This window comes from Amycolatopsis sp. NPDC004625 (genome assembly GCF_040609695.1).
Classification (GTDB): domain Bacteria; phylum Actinomycetota; class Actinomycetes; order Mycobacteriales; family Pseudonocardiaceae; genus Amycolatopsis.
This window is the reverse complement of the sequence record NZ_JBEXKX010000006.1, coordinates 176,830-194,218: the sequence shown is the minus strand read 5'-3', so window position 1 is coordinate 194,218 and position 17,389 is coordinate 176,830. Positions and strand designations below refer to the sequence as shown.

Here is a 17,389-nt window from a genome sequence, read left to right as displayed (position 1 = left end):
TGAGTGGTAAGGCGTGTTAGAACACGCCTTACCACTCACGACCGGGTGCGGCAGGGGGCTCAGGCGAGGCGCTGGGCCAGCGCGTCGAGCTCGTCACGCAGCGACGTCGGGACCTGGTCGCCGATCTTCTCGAACCACTCCTCGATCAGCGGCAGCTCTTCGCGCCACTCCTCGGGCTTGACGTCCAGGGCGGCCTGGATGTCCTCGATCGGCTCGGTCAGGCCCTCGGTGTCGAGGTCCTCGGCGCGCGGCACGAACCCGACCGGCGTCTCGACCGCGTTGCCCTTGCCCTCGACGCGCTCGATGACCCACTTCAGGATCCGCGAGTTCTCGCCGAAGCCCGGCCACAGGAACCGGCCGTCGTCGCCGCGGCGGAACCAGTTGACGTAGAAGATCTTCGGCAGCTTGTTCGCGTCGGCGTTCTTGCCCAGGTTCAGCCAGTGCTTGAAGTAGTCACCGGCGTGGTAGCCGAGGAACGGCAGCATCGCCATCGGGTCGCGGCGCACGTTGCCGACCGCGCCGGCCGCGGCCGCGGTGGTCTCCGACGACATCGTGGCGCCCATGAAGACGCCGTGCTGCCAGTCGCGGGCCTCGTTGACCAGCGGGACCGTCGTCTTGCGGCGGCCGCCGAACAGGATCGCCGAGATCGGCACGCCCTTGGGGTCGTCCCACTCCGGCGCGAGGATCGGGCACTGCGACATCGGCGTGCAGTAGCGCGAGTTCGGGTGCGCGGCCTTCTCGCCGGAGTCCGGCGTCCAGTCCTGGTGCTTCCACGAGGTGGCGTGCTCGGGCTGGTTCTCCATGCCCTCCCACCAGATGTCGCCGTCGTCGGTCAGGGCGACGTTCGTGAAGACCGTGTTGCCCTTCTCGATCGTGCGCATGGCGTTCGGGTTGGTGTGCCAGTCGGTGCCCGGCGCGACGCCGAAGAAGCCGAACTCGGGGTTGACCGCGTACAGGCGGCCGTCCTCGCCGAAGCGCATCCACGCGATGTCGTCACCGAGGGTCTCGGCGCGCCAGCCCGGGATGGTCGGCTGCAGCATGGCCAGGTTGGTCTTGCCGCAGGCGCTCGGGAACGCGGCCGCGACGTAGTGGACCTTGTCCTCGGGCGAGATCAGCTTGAGGATCAGCATGTGCTCGGCGAGCCAGCCCTCGTCGCGCGCCATCACCGAAGCGATGCGCAGCGAGTAGCACTTCTTGCCCAGCAGGGAGTTGCCGCCGTAGCCCGAGCCGTAGCTCCAGATCGCGCGCTCTTCCGGGAAGTGCGAAATGTACTTCGTTTCGTTGCAGGGCCAGGAAACGTCCTGCTCGCCCGGTTCGAGCGGGTGGCCGACCGAGTGCAGCGCGGGCACGAATTCACGCTCGCTGCCGTCCGGCGCGACGAACTTCTCGAGGGCCGCCTTGCCGGCGCGGGTCATCACGCGCATCGAAGCGACGACGTAGGCGAAATCCGTGATTTCGATACCCAGCTTGGGATTCTCGTCGCCGAGCGGGCCCATGCAGAACGGGATGACGTACATCGTGCGGCCGCGCATCGAGCCGCGGAACAGCTCGGTCATCGTGGCCTTCATCTCGGCCGGGTCCATCCAGTTGTTGGTCGGACCGGCGTCCTCGGGACGCTCCGAACAGATGAAGGTCCGGTCTTCCACGCGGGCGACGTCGTTGGGGTCGGAAGTGGCCCAGAAGGAGTTGGGCTTCGACTTGAGCTGCACGAACGTGCCGGACTCGACCAGCTCCTGGTTGATCCGGGCGGCTTCTTCGTCAGACCCGTCGACCCACACCACGCGGTCCGGGTTGGTCAGCTCGGCGACCTCCCGGACGAAGGACAGCACGCCAGTGTGCGTCGTCGGCGCGGTGTCCAGTCCGGGGATGGCGACTGCGGTCATCTCTACTCCTGACTTCCGACGACAAATGCGCCCGCACCGGAACGACGTTGTCCCGGTGCGGGCGTCATTGCCGGCGACCGAATGGCTTCGCACACCGGCTGGCGAACCGGTGTCTGCGATTGGGGATTCCCTGAGAGTAGCCGCATGACCGGCAAGTAACCGAGAGCTGACGTGTAGGTTCTCTCACAAGAACGATAAGGGAATCGATTCAGATGTCACTTGATCGGTGTATTCGCTGAAAATCTTCCGGTGGCCTGCGACACAGCCGTGACCTGCTCGTTTTCATTGAAGACATGAAGAAAGCCCGAGGCCGCAGCCTCGGGCTTTCAAACTATGACCTGGGTCACTTTCAGTTCGGCGAAATCCACTGTCCCGTACCGGAGTCGATGCGCGCGACGCCTTCCAGCGTCTGCGTGCCGGCCTCGCCCCAGGCGGCGTCCGCGGCCGGGTCGCCTTCGTTCATCAGTCCACTGGAGACCTCGGTCCACTGGCCGTGTCCGGTGTGCTCGAACGTCGTGGTCGTGCCGTCGGCTTCGGTCTGCACCGCGATGTCCGCTTCGCCGTCGCCGTCCTTGTCGGTGAAGGCGATGGTGCCGCCGCTCTTCGTCTCGACGATCGCGGTGTCGTTGTGCCCGTCGTGGTCGGTGTCGATGGTCGCGACGCCCGCGTCCACCTCGCCGTCCGGCATGTCCGCGTGGATGTGGCCGCCCGCGCTGTCGTCGCGGCCGCCGGTGTCGGAGTGGTCGTGGCCGCCCGAGCCGTCCTGGACCCACTGGCCGCTGGCCTCGTCGTAGACCGCCTGCTCGACGACCTTCCCGTTTTCGTCCAGCACGGCGTAGTGGTCGGCCTCGCCGTCGTGGTTCGTGTCGATGAAGGCCTGGGCCGAGCCGTCGTCGTGCTCGATGATCGCGGTGTCGTTCACCCCGTCTTCGTTCACGTCGTAGTTGACCTCGGCCTGGTACTCCTGGCCGTCGACGTGGACGGTCATCGCGTCCGGGCTGCTCGCGTCGGTGTCGCTGCCGCCACTCTCGTCGACCCACATGGGACTTCCCCCTTCGAACCGGGTAACACGCTCCGACCTGCTGTCTGAGGGTATGACTCACCGTAGGCCCGTTCGGTTCCGCTTCACAACCGGACGGGTGCTCAGGCGGTTTTGTCCCGCAGTGCCCGGATGCGGGTCAGGAAGGCCTCGGCGCGCTCGCGGCCGTCGCTGACCTCCTTGAGCCGCTTCGAGACGACGGCGATCTTCTTGGCCCGCTCCTGCGCGCCCATCTTGATCGTCTTGTCGACTTCCTTCAGCTCCGCCTCGATGGCGTCGATGCGGCGGCCGAGTGCCTCGTCGAGCGCCATCGACAGCTGCTGCTCGGCCTCGATGAGCTGCTCGGCGACCAGCTGGTCGAGCGTCGAGCGGGCGTCCGCGATGGCTTCGACCAGCCACTGCTTCATGTGCTGCTTGTCGGCCGCGTGCTTGCGCGTGCGGGCCATCCACCAGCCCGCACCGAGGCCGATGATGATCGTCGCCGGCAGCACCACCGGGTTCAGGATCGCGACGCCGGCCAGCGGCAGTGCGGCCACCTTGCCCGCCCCGACGCCGCCGGAGATGCCCATGAAGACGAGCAGCTTGTCCTCGGCCGTCGGCGGCTTCTTGTCCGGCGGGCGCAGCACCACCGGCGGGCCACCGGCCCGGGCGAACTGCGCGCGGATGACGTCGAGCTCTTCGGGGGAGAACAGCTCCGACAGCGAGACGTTGGTGACCTGGTTCAGCCGTTGCGAGAGCAGCATCGAGATCCGCTGCGAGGTCGTCTGCAGCGCGATGTCGACCTGCTGCGGCAGCGCGGCCAGCTCGTCGCGCTTGGCCGCGTCGATCAGCTGGCGGAAGTGGGTCTGCGCGTCGCGCATCTGCCGGCTGCTCTCGTGCCCGACCTCGACGCGGGTGCGCTGCACCTCGCCGCGCAGCTTGAGCTGCCAGCCGCGGGTCGAGCTGCGGCGTTCGGCCTGCAGCTGGTCACGGCGTTCGCGCAGCTGTTCGGCCTCGGCCTCGCCCGCGGACAGCGCCCGGCTCTCGGCCTGCAGCTTCGCCTTGAGTTCGCCCAGTGCTGTGGACAGCGCGCGCAGCGTGTTCGCCTCGCCGAGCATCGCCGAACGGCCGACGAGCAGCTCCTGCAACGCCGTCTGGATCGCCGCGACGCCGGACTTCTCCCGCAGCATCGCGGCCATCTGCTCGTTGGGCGCCTTCGCCGCCGTCTCGAACATCCGCGCCGACACCGGGTGGAACACCGCGTCGGCGAAGCGGGGCGCGTGCTCGCGCAGCAGCTGCCGGTCGGCCTCCAGCACCTCGCGCCAGCCGCGGAACATGTCCACCTTGGTCAGCGCGAACACCACGGTCTCGACGCGCTCGCCGACGTCACGCAGGAACTGCAGCTCGGTCGAGGTGAACGGCGCCGAGGCGTCGACGACGAACAGCAGCGCGGTCGCGCCCGCGGCGGCCTCCTTGGCCAGCTCGCCGTGCATCGAGTCGAGCCCGCCAACCCCGGGGGTGTCGACCAGCGAAAGGCGTTCGAGCAGCGGCACCGGCCCGGTGACCTCGACGTACCGCGGCGGGATCTGCCCCGGCGGGAGCTCGTGGGCGGCGGACACCCAGTGGACCAGCTGGCCGAGGTCGATCGGCACCGGCGCGAGCTGGCCGGGGTAGCAGGCCTGCGCGCCCCAGGTGTCCGCGTGGTCGAACACGAGGTAGGTCGCGGTGGCCACGTCGGCGTCCACAGGGGACAGTCCCGGCCGCGCGAGCAGGGCGTTGACCAGCGAACTCTTGCCCCGGTTGGTCTCCCCGACGACCACGACGGCCGGCTTCTTCGGCCGGGCCTTCCGGATGTCCTCGACCCACCTGGCGGCGGCCGGATCGGCGTCGCGGACGACGGTCAGCAGCTGGTCTCGGGTCGCGGCGACCTGCGTGGGCAGGCTCGGCGCGGTCGGTGCGCTCACGGGCTCTTCTTCGCGTAGACGGTGACGATCGGGGCGCGCAGCAGGTGGTCGTGGTCCGCGAAACCGGTGACCTCGGTTTCCGCGACGATCCCGTCGAGCGCCGGGTCCTCGGTGGGGACGGCACCGCCGGCTTCGTGCCGGGCCGGGTCGAACCGCTCGCCGTCGGGCCGCAGGGCCTGGACGCCGATTGCGGCGAGCCCCTCTTCCAGCCGTTCGACGACGCCGCCGCTGCGGGCGCGGTCCATGGCGTACAGGCACATCCGAATCAGCGCTTGGCGATCCGCGAGAGCTCGCTCGAGGTCGGTGACCTGCTGCAAGGGGTGCACATCGAGGTCCGACGCGGCGGCACCGCGGTCGGTTCCCTCCTTGCGAAACCACGCCATGCCGACAGTGAACCTCATTCAGCCGCCGTCCGAGGGCGGAACCGGGCGAAGGAACCGGATCAGGATCGTGCGGAGGATCGCCTGTTCGGCGGGCAGATCGAGGTCCGGGTCGAGACTGGCCCGCGAAATCATCGCGTCGATCAGCCCGGCGACCCAGCCGGCGCGGGGCGACGCCGGGGTCGATCTGCCCGGCGACGGCGGCCCGGGTGACCAGCACGGCCAAGCCGTCCCGCAGGGCCGCGTCGTTGCGCTGGATCAGCGCGGCGAAGGCGGCGTCGCGGGCGGCCTGGGCGGCGGCTTCCAGCACGAGCCGGACGACGGCGGGGTGCGCGACCTGGCCGGCCAGCTCGGTGACGACGTCGAGCAGCGCCGTCAGCGGGTCGTCCGTCTTCGCCGCGGCTTCGAGGCGGCCGGCCGTCTCGGCGGCGTCGTCGGTGAAGACCGCCGTGAAGACCGCGCGCTTGCTGGGGAAGTAGTGGAAGAGGCTGCCGGAGCTGATGCCCGCGGCCCGGCAGATGTCCGCGGTCGTCGTCCGCTCGAGGCCCTTCTCGGCGAAGCACCCGGCGGCCGCGTCGACGATCGCGCGGCGCTTGGCCGCGTGCTTGACCGGGTCGACGGTCCTCATCGCTCGACCGGCTCGTCCTGCCAGGGGTAGCCGTGCTCGGCGAAGGCCGGCGCCAGCTCACGGCCGGTGAGGTCGGTCTTCTCGCGGGCGATCTCCCGGCCGTCGGTGGTGCGCAGGACGAGTTCCTTGCCGTCGAGGTAGACGGCTTCGAGGTCGGCCTCGATGCGGCGGGTCCGGTCGCCGCGGACCAGCGTGACCCGGGTCGGGGACACCGTGACGACGAGCCGCTCGCGGGCCCAGACCACGGCGAACACCAGGCCGAGCACGAGGCCGCCGGCGACCGCGGCCAGCGTCGCCCACGGCTGCGGCAGCTTCGTGAGCACCTTGAACAGGCCCTGGAACGGGAAGGCGGGCAGGTCGCTCACCCAGGCGGCGACGGCCCAGACACCGGCGCCGAGCGCACCTCCGACGAGCGGGCAGCCGGCCCAGGACGCGGTGCGCAGCCACGGCGGCTCGTCGACGGTCGTCTCCACGCCGCCCATTATCCGACCGCTCGCTCGGTTTATGAAAGGGGTCAGACCAGGTCGTCGATCACCGTGCGCAGGACCGCCTCCAGGCCCGGGCCGTCCTCGGCCAGGCGGGAGGAGACCAGCAGCTGGTCGTCGGCCGTGCGCAGCCAGATGGCGCCGGCGACCGAGATCTCGATGACGTTCAGGCGGAACGGGTACGCGCGGCGGCCGTGGCGGACCTCGGCCTCGCGCACGAGCTGGCCGAGCCGCTCGCCGGCCACGATCTGGCGGCGGTAGAAGCCGGGCGCCCACGGGGTGCCGCCGGCCGGCTCACCCGCGCCGCGCAGGGCCGGGCCGCGGGCGTTCGCGAAGTGCCGGGCCGCGGCCGGGGCGAAGAAGTCGACCGCCTGGCGCATCGCCGACCCCTGGGCGAGGGCCGGCCGGCCGTAGCGGAGGCGGGGGCTGCGCGGGTCCGGGTCTTCGCGGTGGCGCAGGAAGGCGAGCAGGTCGACCCACCAGTCGGCCCACTGCGCCTGGACGGCCGCGCGGTCGACCCCGGCCGGGACGTGCACCGGGACCTGCGGCTCCACCGGCGGCAGCACCTGTCCTTCGGAAACGGACAGGGCCAGGGCATCGCGGATGTACAGCGCGACGTCGACTTCGGACTCGCTGCTCCAGCCCGCTCGCCAGGATGTCGTGTTTTCTAGGCGCACGTTTTCACAGTACGCGGCGAAACGCCGGGTTCAGGAGAAGTCGGCAAGCAGAGACAAACTCAGCTCTGCGGCTCGCGGACCTGTTGCCAGATCAAGAAGTACGCCCGGTGCACGACGTGCGCGACGCGGCTCTGCGCCGGCGTTGCGCCGAAGGACGCGAAGGAGCGCCACCAGCCCGCCCGCTCGAGGGCGTGCGCGGCCAGTTCCGGCCGCGGGGCACCGGGTTTGCCGAGCTGGGCGCCGATGTCGGCGTTGCTGCCGACCCGCAGCACCTCTTCGGACAGGTCCTCCGGCATGTCGACCGCGCCGGACGCGACCAGCGTCAGCGCTTCGAGCAGCCGCAGCTGGTGGGCCTCGGGCTTGGCGAGCAGCACCTCGATGGCGTCGTGGACGCGCTGGCGTTCGGCCGGGTCGTGCGAGGCGTGCGCGAGCGCGGTCACCGACGCCAGCGCCGCGGCCGCCTTGATGCCGTCGGCGCGGGCGGCGAACACGATCGACAGCCGCTGCCGGACGGCTTCGAGGCCGGACGCGTCGAGCAGCGACCGCCGCAGCGCACCCGCCGTGAGCTCGGGTTCCTTGCGGATGGCCTCGACGGCGTGCGAGACGCCGAACAGGTCGAGCTTCTCCAGCAGCCGCAGCCGGGTGCCCGCCGGGACGTCGCACTCCCAGCTGGTGAAGATGTCGGCCGAGATCAGCATGGTCTGCAGGACGTCGTCGTCGAGGCCGGCGAGCTGCCGCAGGGCTTCGGCGTCGGCGGAGGTGAACCCGCCGGACTCGGCGGATTCGGCGATCAGCCCGATCACCGGCAGCACGTCGGCGACCCGCGGCTTCAGCGTGCTCGCCTGTTTCTCGGCCAGGATCGTCGCGGCCTTCCAGATGTCGCCGCCGGCGCCGTCGACCGACTCGGGCGCGATGGTGTCGGCCTTGTTGAGCACGGCGATCGCGTTGACCGGGCCGGCTTCGCGGCTCGCGGTGGCCGCGGTGAAGGCGGCGAGGGCCTGCTGGTCGTCCGCGCGGACGCCCTGGGTGACGACGTAAAGGACGGCTTCGGCACCGGCGACGGCGTTGCGCGAGGTGTCGTCGAGCTCGTCGGAGCCTTCTTCGTCCTCTTCTTTGCGGTGCTTCGCCGCACCCAGCAGCTGCTCGGTGCGGGACACCGAAGCGGCGTCGAGCGAGCCGAGGCCCGGGGTGTCGATCACCGTCATGCCCTGCAGGACGGCGTTGGTCAGGTACGCCTCGATGTGCGACACCTTGTCGATGTCGACGCCCAGCTCGGCCGGGATCATGCCGTCGGAGGCGAACGGGAGCACCTGCTTGCGGCCGTCGGTGAAGACGATCTCGACGCGGTCGACCGTGCCGTACTGGAACCGGGTCACCAGCCGGGTGCACTCGCCGATGTCGGTCGGCGCGACCCGGCGCCCGATCAGGGCGTTGACCAGCGTGGACTTGCCCGACTTGATCCGGCCGGCGACGGCCACCTGCAGCGGCGCCCCGAGCCGGCGCAGCACCTCGGCGAACCCGGCGGCGGTGCGCGCGGAGACCTGCGACTGCAGGCGGTGGCACAGGTTGGCCACCGACATCGACAGCGGGCCCGCGAGCCGGCCCTGCTCCGGTGACGTCACGGCCCCCAGCCCTCCCGTCGTGCGGACAACCCCTGAATCGTGCCATGCGGGTCATCCGTTGGTCGCACCGAAGGTGGTACCGCCGACGGACGCGCGAACTTCGCCCCGCGACCTAGGGTTGAGTGGTGCGACGGCTGAGTCTCTGGATGCGTGCCCACCCCATGGCGGGCGACACGGTGCTGGCCGTCCTGCTCGGCCTGATCGACCTGCTGCTGTTCGCCGCCGACGGCTTCGGCGAGATCGCCGAAATGCCGCCCTGGTACATCGCCGTGCCGGTGGACGTCGCCATGGTCGCGCCGCTGGTGTTCCGGCGGAAGTCGCCGCTCTGGTCGGCGTACGTCGTGCTGGTGATCAGCACCGTGCACGGCACGCTCCAGCTCGGCGTCTCCAGCGTCGCCGCGCTGGCGATGAGCATCTACTCGGTCGTCGTCTACGCCGGACGGCGGCAGGGGCTGGTGTACGTCGGTGCCGTCGTCGCCGGGTCGGCCGTGCAGCTGGCGCTCGGGCCGGCGGACGAGCTCCTGATCTCGGCGCTGTTCCTGGCGTTCGGGATCGCCCTGTGCTGGACCCTCGGCGAGTTCGTCGGGGCCCGGCGCGCCTACGACGTGGAAGTGGAGGCCCGGTTGCACCTGCTCGAGACCGAACGGGACCAGGCCACCCGGATCGCGGTGGCCGAGGAGCGCGGGCGGATCGCGCGCGAGCTGCACGACGTCGTCGCGCACGCGGTGAGCGTGATGGTCGTGCAGGCCGACGGCGCTTCCTACGCCCTCCAGAGCAACCCCGAGCTCGCCCAGCGGGCCCTGCAAACGATTTCCGAGACCGGCCGGGGCGCGCTCGGCGAACTGCGGCGCCTGCTGGACGTGCTCCGCAGCGACGACGCGGACGGCGAGCCCCGGGTGCCGCAGCCGGACGCGCACGCCCTCGCCGAGCTGGCCGACCGGATGCGCACCGCCGGCGTCCCGGTCGACCTGGAGCTCGGCGAGCTCGGCGACCTGCCGGCCGGCGTCTCACTGGGGATCTACCGGATCGTGCAGGAGTCGCTGACGAACACGCTCAAGCACGCCGGGCGCGGCGCGACCGCTTCGGTGCGGGTCCAGCGCACCGGCGACCTGGTGGAGGTGCTGGTGTCCGACGACGGCGCCGGCGTCGCGCAGCTGGTCCCGGCCGGCCCGCGCGACCCGCGGCTGCCGGGCGGGAACGGCTTGATCGGCATGCGCGAACGCGCGCACGTGTACGGCGGAACATTGGACGTGGGCCCGGCTCCGGGCGGAGGATGGCAGGTCCGCGCGGCCCTGCCGGTTAGGTTGGACAAGTGATCCGGGTGGTGGTCGTCGACGACCAGGAACTGATGCGCGTCGGGTTCCGGATGGTGCTCGGTGCCCAGGCGGACATCGACGTCGTCGGCGAGGCGGGCGACGGCGCCCAGGCGATCGAGCTGGCGTCGCAACTACGGCCCGACGTCGTGCTGATGGACGTCCGGATGCCGGTGCTCGACGGCGTCGAGGCGACGAAGCGGATCGTCGCCGACGGCACCGCGCGCGTCCTGGTGATGACGACGTTCGACCTCGACGAGTACGTCTACGCGGCCCTGCAGGGCGGGGCGAGCGGGTTCCTGCTCAAGGACACCCAGCCCGACCACCTCGTGTCGGCGCTGCGCGCGGTCGCCTCGGGTGACGCGGTGGTGTCGCCGTCGGTGACCCGCCGGCTCCTGGACCGGTTCGTCGGCACCGGCGGCCCGCCGATGCGGGACACCGCCGAGCTGGACGTGCTGACCGACCGCGAGCGCGAGGTGCTCGTGCTGATCGCCAAGGGCATGTCGAACCTGGAGATCGCCGAGGCCCTGTTCCTGTCCGAGGCGACGGTGAAGACGCACGTCGGGCGGATCCTGGCGAAGCTCGACCTGCGGGACCGGGTGCAGGCGGTGGTGCTGGCTTACGAGACCGGCCTCACCCGCCCCGGCCTGGGCTGAGCCGTCAGCGGTAGTCGTCCGGCGGGGTCGTCGCCGGGTCCTTGCCCGCGTTGCGGACTTCGGTGAGCCAGCGGCCGAAGTCCGGGCGGTCGCCGTCGACGTCGGTGTAGCCGTACTCCTTCATCAAGGTCCACGACGCCAGCGTCCGGCCGGCGAAGCGGGCGACGTCCGGGTCCTGCGCCAGGGCCGCGACCCCGCGGGCCAGCAGGTACGGCGTCTCGGAGATCTTGAAGTCGACCGGGGCCAGCTTGCCGACCGCGTCGCGCCAGGTGGCCTCGGTGACCTCGAAGTGGTCGAGCATCGACTCCGACCGCAGGAAACCCGGGGTGACCGCGAGCCCGACGCTGTCGTTCTTCGCCAGTTCCGCGCCGAGGGCCCGGCCGAGCGCGCGGATGCCGCACTTGGCCAGGTAGTAGGGGAGGCCGGCGCCGACGTAGTCGTCGTTGTCGCCGTCGGTCACCTCCAGGACCAGGCCGCGGCGGGCGATCACCAGCGGCAGGAGCTTGTGCAGCGCGATGAGGTGGGTGTCGAGGGCGTTGTGCGTCAGGTCGAGCGCGTCCGCCAGCGGCGTCTCCCAGAAGGGCGCGTCGAAGTGGAAGTACATGTCGCCGCCCCAGACGTCGTCGACGAGGATGTCGATTCCGTCCACTTCGGACTCGATCCGGGCCTTCAACGCGTCCACATCGGACACCGAGGTGAAGTCGCAGCGGACGACGACCGCGCGGCCGCCCGCCGCTTCCACCAGTTCGCCGGTTTCCTCGATCGTCTCCGGGCGCTTCATCGGCGACACCGTTTCGCGGGTCGTGCGGCCGGTGACGTACACCGTCGCGCCCGCGCGGCCCAGCTCGACCGCGATCGCCCGGCCACACCCCCGGGTCGCGCCCGTCACGACCGCGACCTTGCCCTGCAGACTCATGATTCCTCCCGTCCCCGCCACGCGGACAGCACCGCGTCGACGTCCTCCGCCAGCCGGTCGGCCAGCCGCCCGTGCGGCCGGATCGACCAGTCGATCGACACCCCGTTGATGATTCCGAGCACCGCCCGGGCCGCCCGCGGCACGCTCGGCGCGTGCGGCAACGACGAAGCCGCCGCGCGCACGAGCCGCCGCAGCTCCGCTTCCACCGCCGTGAAGTGCTCGCCCAGCAGCGACCGCAGCACCGGGTCGCCGATGTCCACGCCGAGCTGGCCCAGGTGGTTCGCCGCTTCCTCGGCGTCCCCGAGCACCGCGTAGACCGACACGGCCGCGGCGCGCAGGCCGCCGACCGGGTCGTCCGCGCGCTCGGCGCACTCCCGCATCTGCTCGACGGCACGGCTCGTGGCCCGCCGGCTCATCGCCTGCAGCAGGCCGCTCTTCGAGCCGAACCGCTGCGCGACCGTGCCGACCGAGACGCCCGCTTCCGCGGCCACCTGCGCGAGCGTGAAACCGGGACCGCAGCGGCCGACCACGGTCTCCGCCGCGGCCAGCAGCCGCTCGTCGGTGATGCTCCTCGGCCGGGCCACGCCATTATTGAACCACAGTTCATTAATGGCGTCGAATCAGAACCTTGTTCTGGTTAGGGCGGCGCCACGGACCGCAGCCTGCCCACCTGCGGCGACCGTCGCGCCGGCCGACGGCTGAACAAGGTTCTCAGGGTCGACTCAGGGTCATCACGGATCGCGCATCGGCCGAAGAGCCAGCAAGGTACTACTCAGGTAGGGGGAGGGGTTCGGCCTCCAGGGTGACGCGCGAACCATCCTCGACCCGCGACGATGAACGCGTCGTAAGCGAGGGGCGGAAGAGGAGCAGCCATGATCGAGGCAACCGGCCTCACCAAACGGTACGGAAAGACGCTGGCGGTGAACAACCTGTCGTTCTCCGTGGCCGGGGGTCAGGTCACCGGCTTCCTCGGCCCGAACGGGGCGGGCAAGTCCACCACCATGCGGATGATCCTGGGCCTGGACAACCCGACGGGCGGCCAGGTCACCATCGGGGGCAGGAAGTACCACGACCTCAAGGAGCCGCTGCGCACCGTCGGCGCGCTGCTCGACGCGAAGTGGGTGCACCCGAACCGCTCGGCGCGCGCCCACCTGCTCTGGATGGCGAAGTCCAACCGCATCCCGGCGGCCCGGGTCGACGAGGTGCTCGAGACCGTCGGCCTGACCAGCGTCGCCGGCAAGCGCGCCGGCGGGTTCTCGCTCGGCATGTCGCAGCGGCTCGGCATCGCCGCCGCCCTGCTCGGCGACCCCGAGGTGCTGCTGTTCGACGAACCGGTGAACGGCCTGGACCCCGAGGGCATCCTGTGGATCCGGAAGTTCATGCACCGGCTCGCCGACGAAGGCCGCACCGTTTTCGTGTCGAGCCACCTGCTTTCGGAAATGGCGCTGACCGCCAGCAACCTCGTCGTGATCGGCCGGGGGCAGCTGATTTCGCAGTCGTCGACCGAGGACTTCGTCGCCCGCGCCGCGGAGAACACGGTCAAGGTCCGCTCGCCGCAGCTGGCCGAGCTCCGCGACGCCCTGCAGCGCGCCAGCGCCGGCGTGACCGGGGACGAAAAGGCGCTCGTGGTGTCGGGGATGGACAGCGACAAGATCGGCGAAATCGCCGCCGCCAACCGGATCGTGCTGCACGAGCTGAGCCCGCAGACCGGCTCGCTGGAGCAGGCCTTCATGCAGATCACCGGCGACTCCGTCGAGTACCACACCGGCCTCGACGCCGAGGCGCAGCACGTGCTCGAGTCCGCCAAGTAACCGGGGAAACCAAGACCATGAACCTGCTCGCGGTAGAACGCATCAAACTGTTCAGCACGCGCTCGCCGTGGTGGTGCGCGCTCATCACCCTGGCCCTGGCCATCGGCTTCGCCGCCATCATCGCCAGCGCGACGTCGTCGGACTCCCAGCTCTCGGTCTCCGCGACCCTGTACGGCGGCACCCAGTTCGGCATCGCCGTCGTCATGGTGCTCGCCGCGCTCGCGGTGACCACCGAATACCGCTTCAACACCATCCGCACCACGTTCCAGGCCGTGCCGCACCGCTCGCCCGCCCTGGTCGCCAAGGCGATCCTCGTCGCGCTCGTCGCGCTGGTCATCGGCGAGGTCGCCGCGTTCGGCGCGCTGGGCCTCGGCATGGTCATGCGGCCGAACGACGGCCTCGGCCTGCACAGCACGCAGGACTGGCTGAACGTCGCCGGGCTCGGCCCGATCTTCGCGATCAGCGCCGTGCTCGCGGTGGCGCTCGGGATCCTGATCCGGCACAGCGCCGGGGCGATCGCCCTGCTGCTCATCTACTACTTGGCCGTGGAAGAGCTCGTGCAGATCATCCCGAAGGTCGGGCGTCACATCCACGAGTGGATGCCGTTCAACGTGGCGAACAAGTTCCTGCGCGGCAGCGCGCAGGTCGACGGCCCGCCGCCGTCGGACTCGCCGCTGAGCCCGGGCTGGGCGCTGGCGTACTTCGCCGGCATCGCCATCGTGCTCCTGCTGGTCGCGCTCGGGGTCGCGAAGAAGCGGGACGCATAACAGGGGGAACAAGGGGAAAACGGGAATCCGGGTCGCACCGTCGGGGGGCGACCCGGATTCCCGTTTGGCAGTAGGCTTCCGGTGACGGACGAGGGAGCCCCATGATCGAAGCGACCGCGCTGACCAAGCGGTACGGCACCACCACGGCGGTCAACGAGCTGACGTTCACCGCGCGGTCCGGGCGCGTCACCGGCTTCCTCGGCCCGAACGGGGCCGGCAAGTCCACGACCATGCGGCTGATCCTCGGCCTCGACCGCCCGGACGCGGGCACCGTGCTCGTCGACGGCGTCCCGTACCGCGAGCTGGAAGATCCACTCAGGACGGTCGGCGCGATGCTGGACGCCACCTGGCGCCACCCCGGCCGCACCGGGCGCGACCACCTGCGCTGGCTGGCCGCGACCAACGGCCTCCCGGACACGCGCGTCGACGAGGTGCTGGCCCTGGTCGGGCTGACCAGCGTCGGCAAGACGCGCGTCCTGCAGTACTCGCTCGGCATGCAGCAGCGGCTCGGGATCGCCGCGGCGATGCTCGGCGACCCGCGCGTGCTGCTGTTCGACGAGCCGGTCAACGGCCTCGACCCGGAGGGCATGGCCTGGATCCGGCAGCTGCTGCACGCGCTGGCCGCCGAAGGCCGGACCGTGTTCGTGTCCAGCCACCTGCTGCCCGAGATGGCGCAGACCGCGCAGGACCTCGTGGTGATCGGCCGCGGCCGGCTGATCTACCAGGGCACGATGGACGAATTCGTCGCACGGACGAGTGAACACGGTGTGCGCGTGCGCACCCCGCACGCCGACGCGTTGCGGACGGCGCTGACCGGCCAGGCCGAGTTCACCGAGGACGGCGGCGCGTTCGTGGTGTCCGGAATGGACAGTGACCGGATCGGGCAGCTCGCCTTCGACGCCGGCGCGACCCTGCACGAGCTGAGCCCGATCACCGGCTCGCTCGAGCAGGCCTACCTCGACCTCACGCACGAGGCCGTCGAGTTCGCCACCCCGGAGGCCGTCCAGTGACCGCGTCGACGAACCTCCTGCGCGCCGAGCGCATCAAGCTCTGCAGCACCCGGGCGCCGTGGTGGTGCCTGGCCATCGCGCTCATCGCCCCGCTGGGGTTCACCGCGCTGTTCTTCGCGCTGGCCGGGCCGGAAATCCCGCCGACGGTCGGCAACACCCAGCTGGCGAGCGGCAACGGCCGGACCGTGCTGCTCGTCCTGGCCGTGCTCGCGACGGCGTCGGAGTTCAACTGGGGCACCATGCGGCTGACGTTCCAGGCCGTCCCCAGCCGGGTCCCGGCCCTGCTGGCCAAGACCGTGGTCGTCGCGGCGGTCGGCGCCGGGCTCGGGCTCGTCGTCGGCTTCGGCTCGTGGGCGCTGGCGTCGCTGGTGCAGCCGGACGCCGACCTCGCACTGCACACGGGCGCGGACTGGCGCTCGGTGCTCGGCCAGAGCCTGGTCTTCCTGTTCACCGCGGTGGCCGGCGTCGGCGTCGCCCTCCTGCTGCGCAGCGTCGCCTTCGCGCTGACGGTGGTCCTGGTGTGGACGCAGGTGCTCGAAGGCGTGCTGCCCTTCATCCCGGGCGTCGGCAAGCACGTCTACCAGTGGATGCCGTTCCACGCGGCCGACGAGTTCGTCGGCGCGGGCGGGTTCGCCGGCAGTGCGCTGCAGCTGCCGTCCGCGCCGCTCGGCCCGTGGGGCTACCTCGGCTACTTCGCGGCGATCAGCGTCGTCCTGCTGGCGGCCGGCGTGCTCGTCACGGCTCGCCGCGACGCGTGACCGCGGTCTCATACCGCAGAAATCCGTGTTAAGACGAGATGAAATGGCTGTGGCTTCTCTCACAGGCGCCGGACATACTGCTATGACCAGGCAATATTCGAAGTGAGCACCGGAACCGTCTAGCTCCCCTGGAGGTGAATCTTGACGGTGGACACCGGGCAAGAATTGGGCGGCACGATTCCCCGAGCCCGCGTCGAAGGCGACGCTCCCCGGCTCGAACCCATGCTGGACCTCGAATGGTCGCGGGCGATCGAACTCCCGCAGGCCGCCATGACGGCGGCGACGCCCGCCGAACTCCGCCGGGCGTGGGTGCACCGCGCGCCCGAAGACAGCGTCCTGGCCCTGTTCCGCGCTTCGGCCGGGATGGCGGGCCCGATCCCGGCGCCGTGGTGGCTGCGCGCGATCGCGGACGGCAAGCTCGATTCCCGGGAACAGGGTTTCCGCGTCGAGGACCGGATCGCGCAACTGCTCGGCCGGCGCCCGGGCTGGGAATTCGTCCCGTGGGCCGCGGACGGGGAATCCGGTTACTGGGAGTTCATGCCGTCCGAACGCGGCAAATCGGGGCACGCGATTCCCACGACGGTGATGAACACCGACCGGCACGAGGGCTGGATCGACGTCCTCCCGGCGCACACCGGGCGCACGCCGGACCCGATCCCCGTGGCCGGGCTCGCCGGCCTGCGGTCTCGTCTCGGGGTGTTCGAAGCCGTTCGTTAACCTCGGCTGGTGGAAAACGAGGACGGACGTCGGCTGCGCAGCGTGGTCAGTTACGTCAAGCGCGGTGGCCGGATGACCGTCGGGCAGCAGCGGGCGTGGGACGACCACTGGCCGCGGCTGGGCCGCACGGTGAGCGAGCTGGCCGAAGGGCCGCTCGACTTCACCGCGTGGTTCGGCCGCGAGGCGCCGGTGATGCTGGAGATCGGCTCCGGCATGGGCGAGACGACGTCACAGCTGGCCGCCGCGGCACCCGAGCTGAACTACGTCGCGGCCGAGGTCTACGACCCGGGCCTCGGCCAGCTGATGCTGCGCGCCGAAAAGCTCGGCGTCGAAAACCTGCGGCTGCTGCACGGCGACGCCGTCGTGCTGCTGACCGAGCACGTCGAGCCGGACTCGCTGCACGGCGTGCGGCTGTTCTTCCCGGACCCGTGGCCGAAGAAGAAGCACCACAAGCGGCGGATCGTGTCGCCGTCGTTCGCCGCGCTCGTCGCATCGCGGCTCGCGCCCGGCGGCACCTTCCACCTGGCGACCGACTGGGAGAACTACGCCGAGCAGATGCTCGAGGTCTGCTCCGCGGAACCGGCGTTGAAGAACCGGTACGACGGCTGGGCGCCGCGGCCGGAGTGGCGGCCGGTGACGAAGTTCGAACAGCGCGCCGACGTCGAGGGCCGCGTCTCGCACGACCTGATCTTCGAACGGCGCTGATCCGGGAAGCGCTGAAGGGGACTCTCCCCGGATCCCCTGCGGAGAAAGTCCCCTTCAGCTCACTACCCCCGGTATTCGC

17 protein-coding genes and 1 pseudogene are annotated in these 17,389 nt (G+C 70.8%); 8 read left to right on the top strand and 10 right to left on the bottom strand.

All coding sequences use genetic code 11. The features are described 5' to 3' along the window. Nucleotides 1-59: 59 nt before the first annotated feature. The 8 genes and pseudogenes from ABZW17_RS09215 to ABZW17_RS09180 form a co-directional block, all read right to left on the bottom strand. On the bottom strand, nucleotides 60-1,883 hold the full coding sequence (locus ABZW17_RS09215; protein WP_354811319.1) for a phosphoenolpyruvate carboxykinase (GTP): 1,824 nt from the start codon (nucleotides 1,881-1,883) through the stop codon (nucleotides 60-62). Between the two features lie 349 nt (nucleotides 1,884-2,232). Continuing rightward, nucleotides 2,233-2,925 carry a hypothetical protein gene (locus ABZW17_RS09210; RefSeq protein WP_354811317.1) on the bottom strand — a complete coding sequence of 231 codons (693 nt, stop codon included), beginning with the start codon at nucleotides 2,923-2,925 and terminating at the stop codon, nucleotides 2,233-2,235. Nucleotides 2,926-3,026: 101 nt separating this feature from the next. Next, nucleotides 3,027-4,865, bottom strand: a complete 1,839-nt coding sequence (locus tag ABZW17_RS09205) for a dynamin family protein (RefSeq protein WP_354811504.1) — start codon at nucleotides 4,863-4,865, stop codon at nucleotides 3,027-3,029. Beyond that, complete coding sequence (gene grpE, locus ABZW17_RS09200) at nucleotides 4,862-5,248, bottom strand: nucleotide exchange factor GrpE (protein ID WP_354811502.1); 387 nt, start codon at nucleotides 5,246-5,248, stop codon at nucleotides 4,862-4,864. Before grpE ends, ABZW17_RS09205 begins: the two co-directional genes overlap by 4 nt. Before the next feature lie 499 nt (nucleotides 5,249-5,747). Further along, nucleotides 5,748-5,873: pseudogene (locus tag ABZW17_RS09195) on the bottom strand (TetR family transcriptional regulator); the annotation flags it as partial. Next, nucleotides 5,870-6,355 (bottom strand): hypothetical protein, encoded by a 486-nt coding sequence (locus tag ABZW17_RS09190; protein ID WP_354811316.1) that lies wholly within the window; start codon nucleotides 6,353-6,355, stop codon nucleotides 5,870-5,872. The gene ABZW17_RS09190 and the pseudogene ABZW17_RS09195, both read right to left, overlap by 4 nt. 32 nt (nucleotides 6,356-6,387) lie before the next feature. After that, a complete protein-coding gene (locus tag ABZW17_RS09185; protein ID WP_354811315.1) occupies nucleotides 6,388-7,035 on the bottom strand; it encodes a hypothetical protein in 648 nt (215 codons plus the stop codon). Nucleotides 7,036-7,094: 59 nt separating this feature from the next. Next, nucleotides 7,095-8,615: a dynamin family protein gene (locus tag ABZW17_RS09180; protein WP_354811500.1), complete on the bottom strand. Its 1,521-nt coding sequence runs from the start codon at nucleotides 8,613-8,615 to the stop codon at nucleotides 7,095-7,097. Between the two features lie 203 nt (nucleotides 8,616-8,818). Between ABZW17_RS09180 and ABZW17_RS09175 the strand changes: the two genes are divergently transcribed. Further along, nucleotides 8,819-9,973, top strand: a complete 1,155-nt coding sequence (locus tag ABZW17_RS09175; protein WP_354811498.1) for a sensor histidine kinase — start codon at nucleotides 8,819-8,821, stop codon at nucleotides 9,971-9,973. Beyond that, the gene (locus ABZW17_RS09170) at nucleotides 9,970-10,626 is read left to right on the top strand and encodes a response regulator transcription factor (RefSeq protein ID WP_354811314.1); all 657 of its coding nucleotides are present in this window, start codon (nucleotides 9,970-9,972) and stop codon (nucleotides 10,624-10,626) included. The genes ABZW17_RS09175 and ABZW17_RS09170 overlap by 4 nt, the downstream gene beginning before the upstream one ends. Before the next feature lie 4 nt (nucleotides 10,627-10,630). Here ABZW17_RS09170 and ABZW17_RS09165 read toward each other — a convergent pair whose 3' ends face one another. Next, the gene (locus tag ABZW17_RS09165; protein WP_354811313.1) at nucleotides 10,631-11,542 is read right to left on the bottom strand and encodes an SDR family NAD(P)-dependent oxidoreductase; all 912 of its coding nucleotides are present in this window, start codon (nucleotides 11,540-11,542) and stop codon (nucleotides 10,631-10,633) included. Next, a complete protein-coding gene (locus tag ABZW17_RS09160) occupies nucleotides 11,539-12,126 on the bottom strand; it encodes a TetR/AcrR family transcriptional regulator (protein ID WP_354811312.1) in 588 nt (195 codons plus the stop codon). The genes ABZW17_RS09165 and ABZW17_RS09160 overlap by 4 nt, the downstream gene beginning before the upstream one ends. 288 nt (nucleotides 12,127-12,414) lie before the next feature. Between ABZW17_RS09160 and ABZW17_RS09155 the strand changes: the two genes are divergently transcribed. The 6 genes from ABZW17_RS09155 to trmB all read left to right on the top strand — a co-directional run bounded on the left by ABZW17_RS09155 (nucleotide 12,415) and on the right by trmB (nucleotide 17,310). After that, nucleotides 12,415-13,353, top strand: a complete 939-nt coding sequence (locus ABZW17_RS09155) for an ABC transporter ATP-binding protein (RefSeq protein ID WP_354811310.1) — start codon at nucleotides 12,415-12,417, stop codon at nucleotides 13,351-13,353. Between the two features lie 17 nt (nucleotides 13,354-13,370). Continuing rightward, the gene (locus ABZW17_RS09150) at nucleotides 13,371-14,120 is read left to right on the top strand and encodes an ABC transporter permease (RefSeq protein WP_354811308.1); all 750 of its coding nucleotides are present in this window, start codon (nucleotides 13,371-13,373) and stop codon (nucleotides 14,118-14,120) included. Between the two features lie 101 nt (nucleotides 14,121-14,221). Continuing rightward, a complete protein-coding gene (locus tag ABZW17_RS09145; RefSeq protein ID WP_354811306.1) occupies nucleotides 14,222-15,130 on the top strand; it encodes an ATP-binding cassette domain-containing protein in 909 nt (302 codons plus the stop codon). Then, nucleotides 15,127-15,888, top strand: a complete 762-nt coding sequence (locus ABZW17_RS09140) for a hypothetical protein (RefSeq protein WP_354811304.1) — start codon at nucleotides 15,127-15,129, stop codon at nucleotides 15,886-15,888. The genes ABZW17_RS09145 and ABZW17_RS09140 overlap by 4 nt, the downstream gene beginning before the upstream one ends. A 165-nt stretch (nucleotides 15,889-16,053) precedes the next feature. After that, a complete protein-coding gene (locus ABZW17_RS09135; protein ID WP_354811496.1) occupies nucleotides 16,054-16,605 on the top strand; it encodes a hypothetical protein in 552 nt (183 codons plus the stop codon). 9 nt (nucleotides 16,606-16,614) lie between these two features. Beyond that, on the top strand, nucleotides 16,615-17,310 hold the full coding sequence (gene trmB, locus ABZW17_RS09130; RefSeq protein WP_354811302.1) for a tRNA (guanosine(46)-N7)-methyltransferase TrmB: 696 nt from the start codon (nucleotides 16,615-16,617) through the stop codon (nucleotides 17,308-17,310). Nucleotides 17,311-17,389 lie beyond the last annotated feature (79 nt).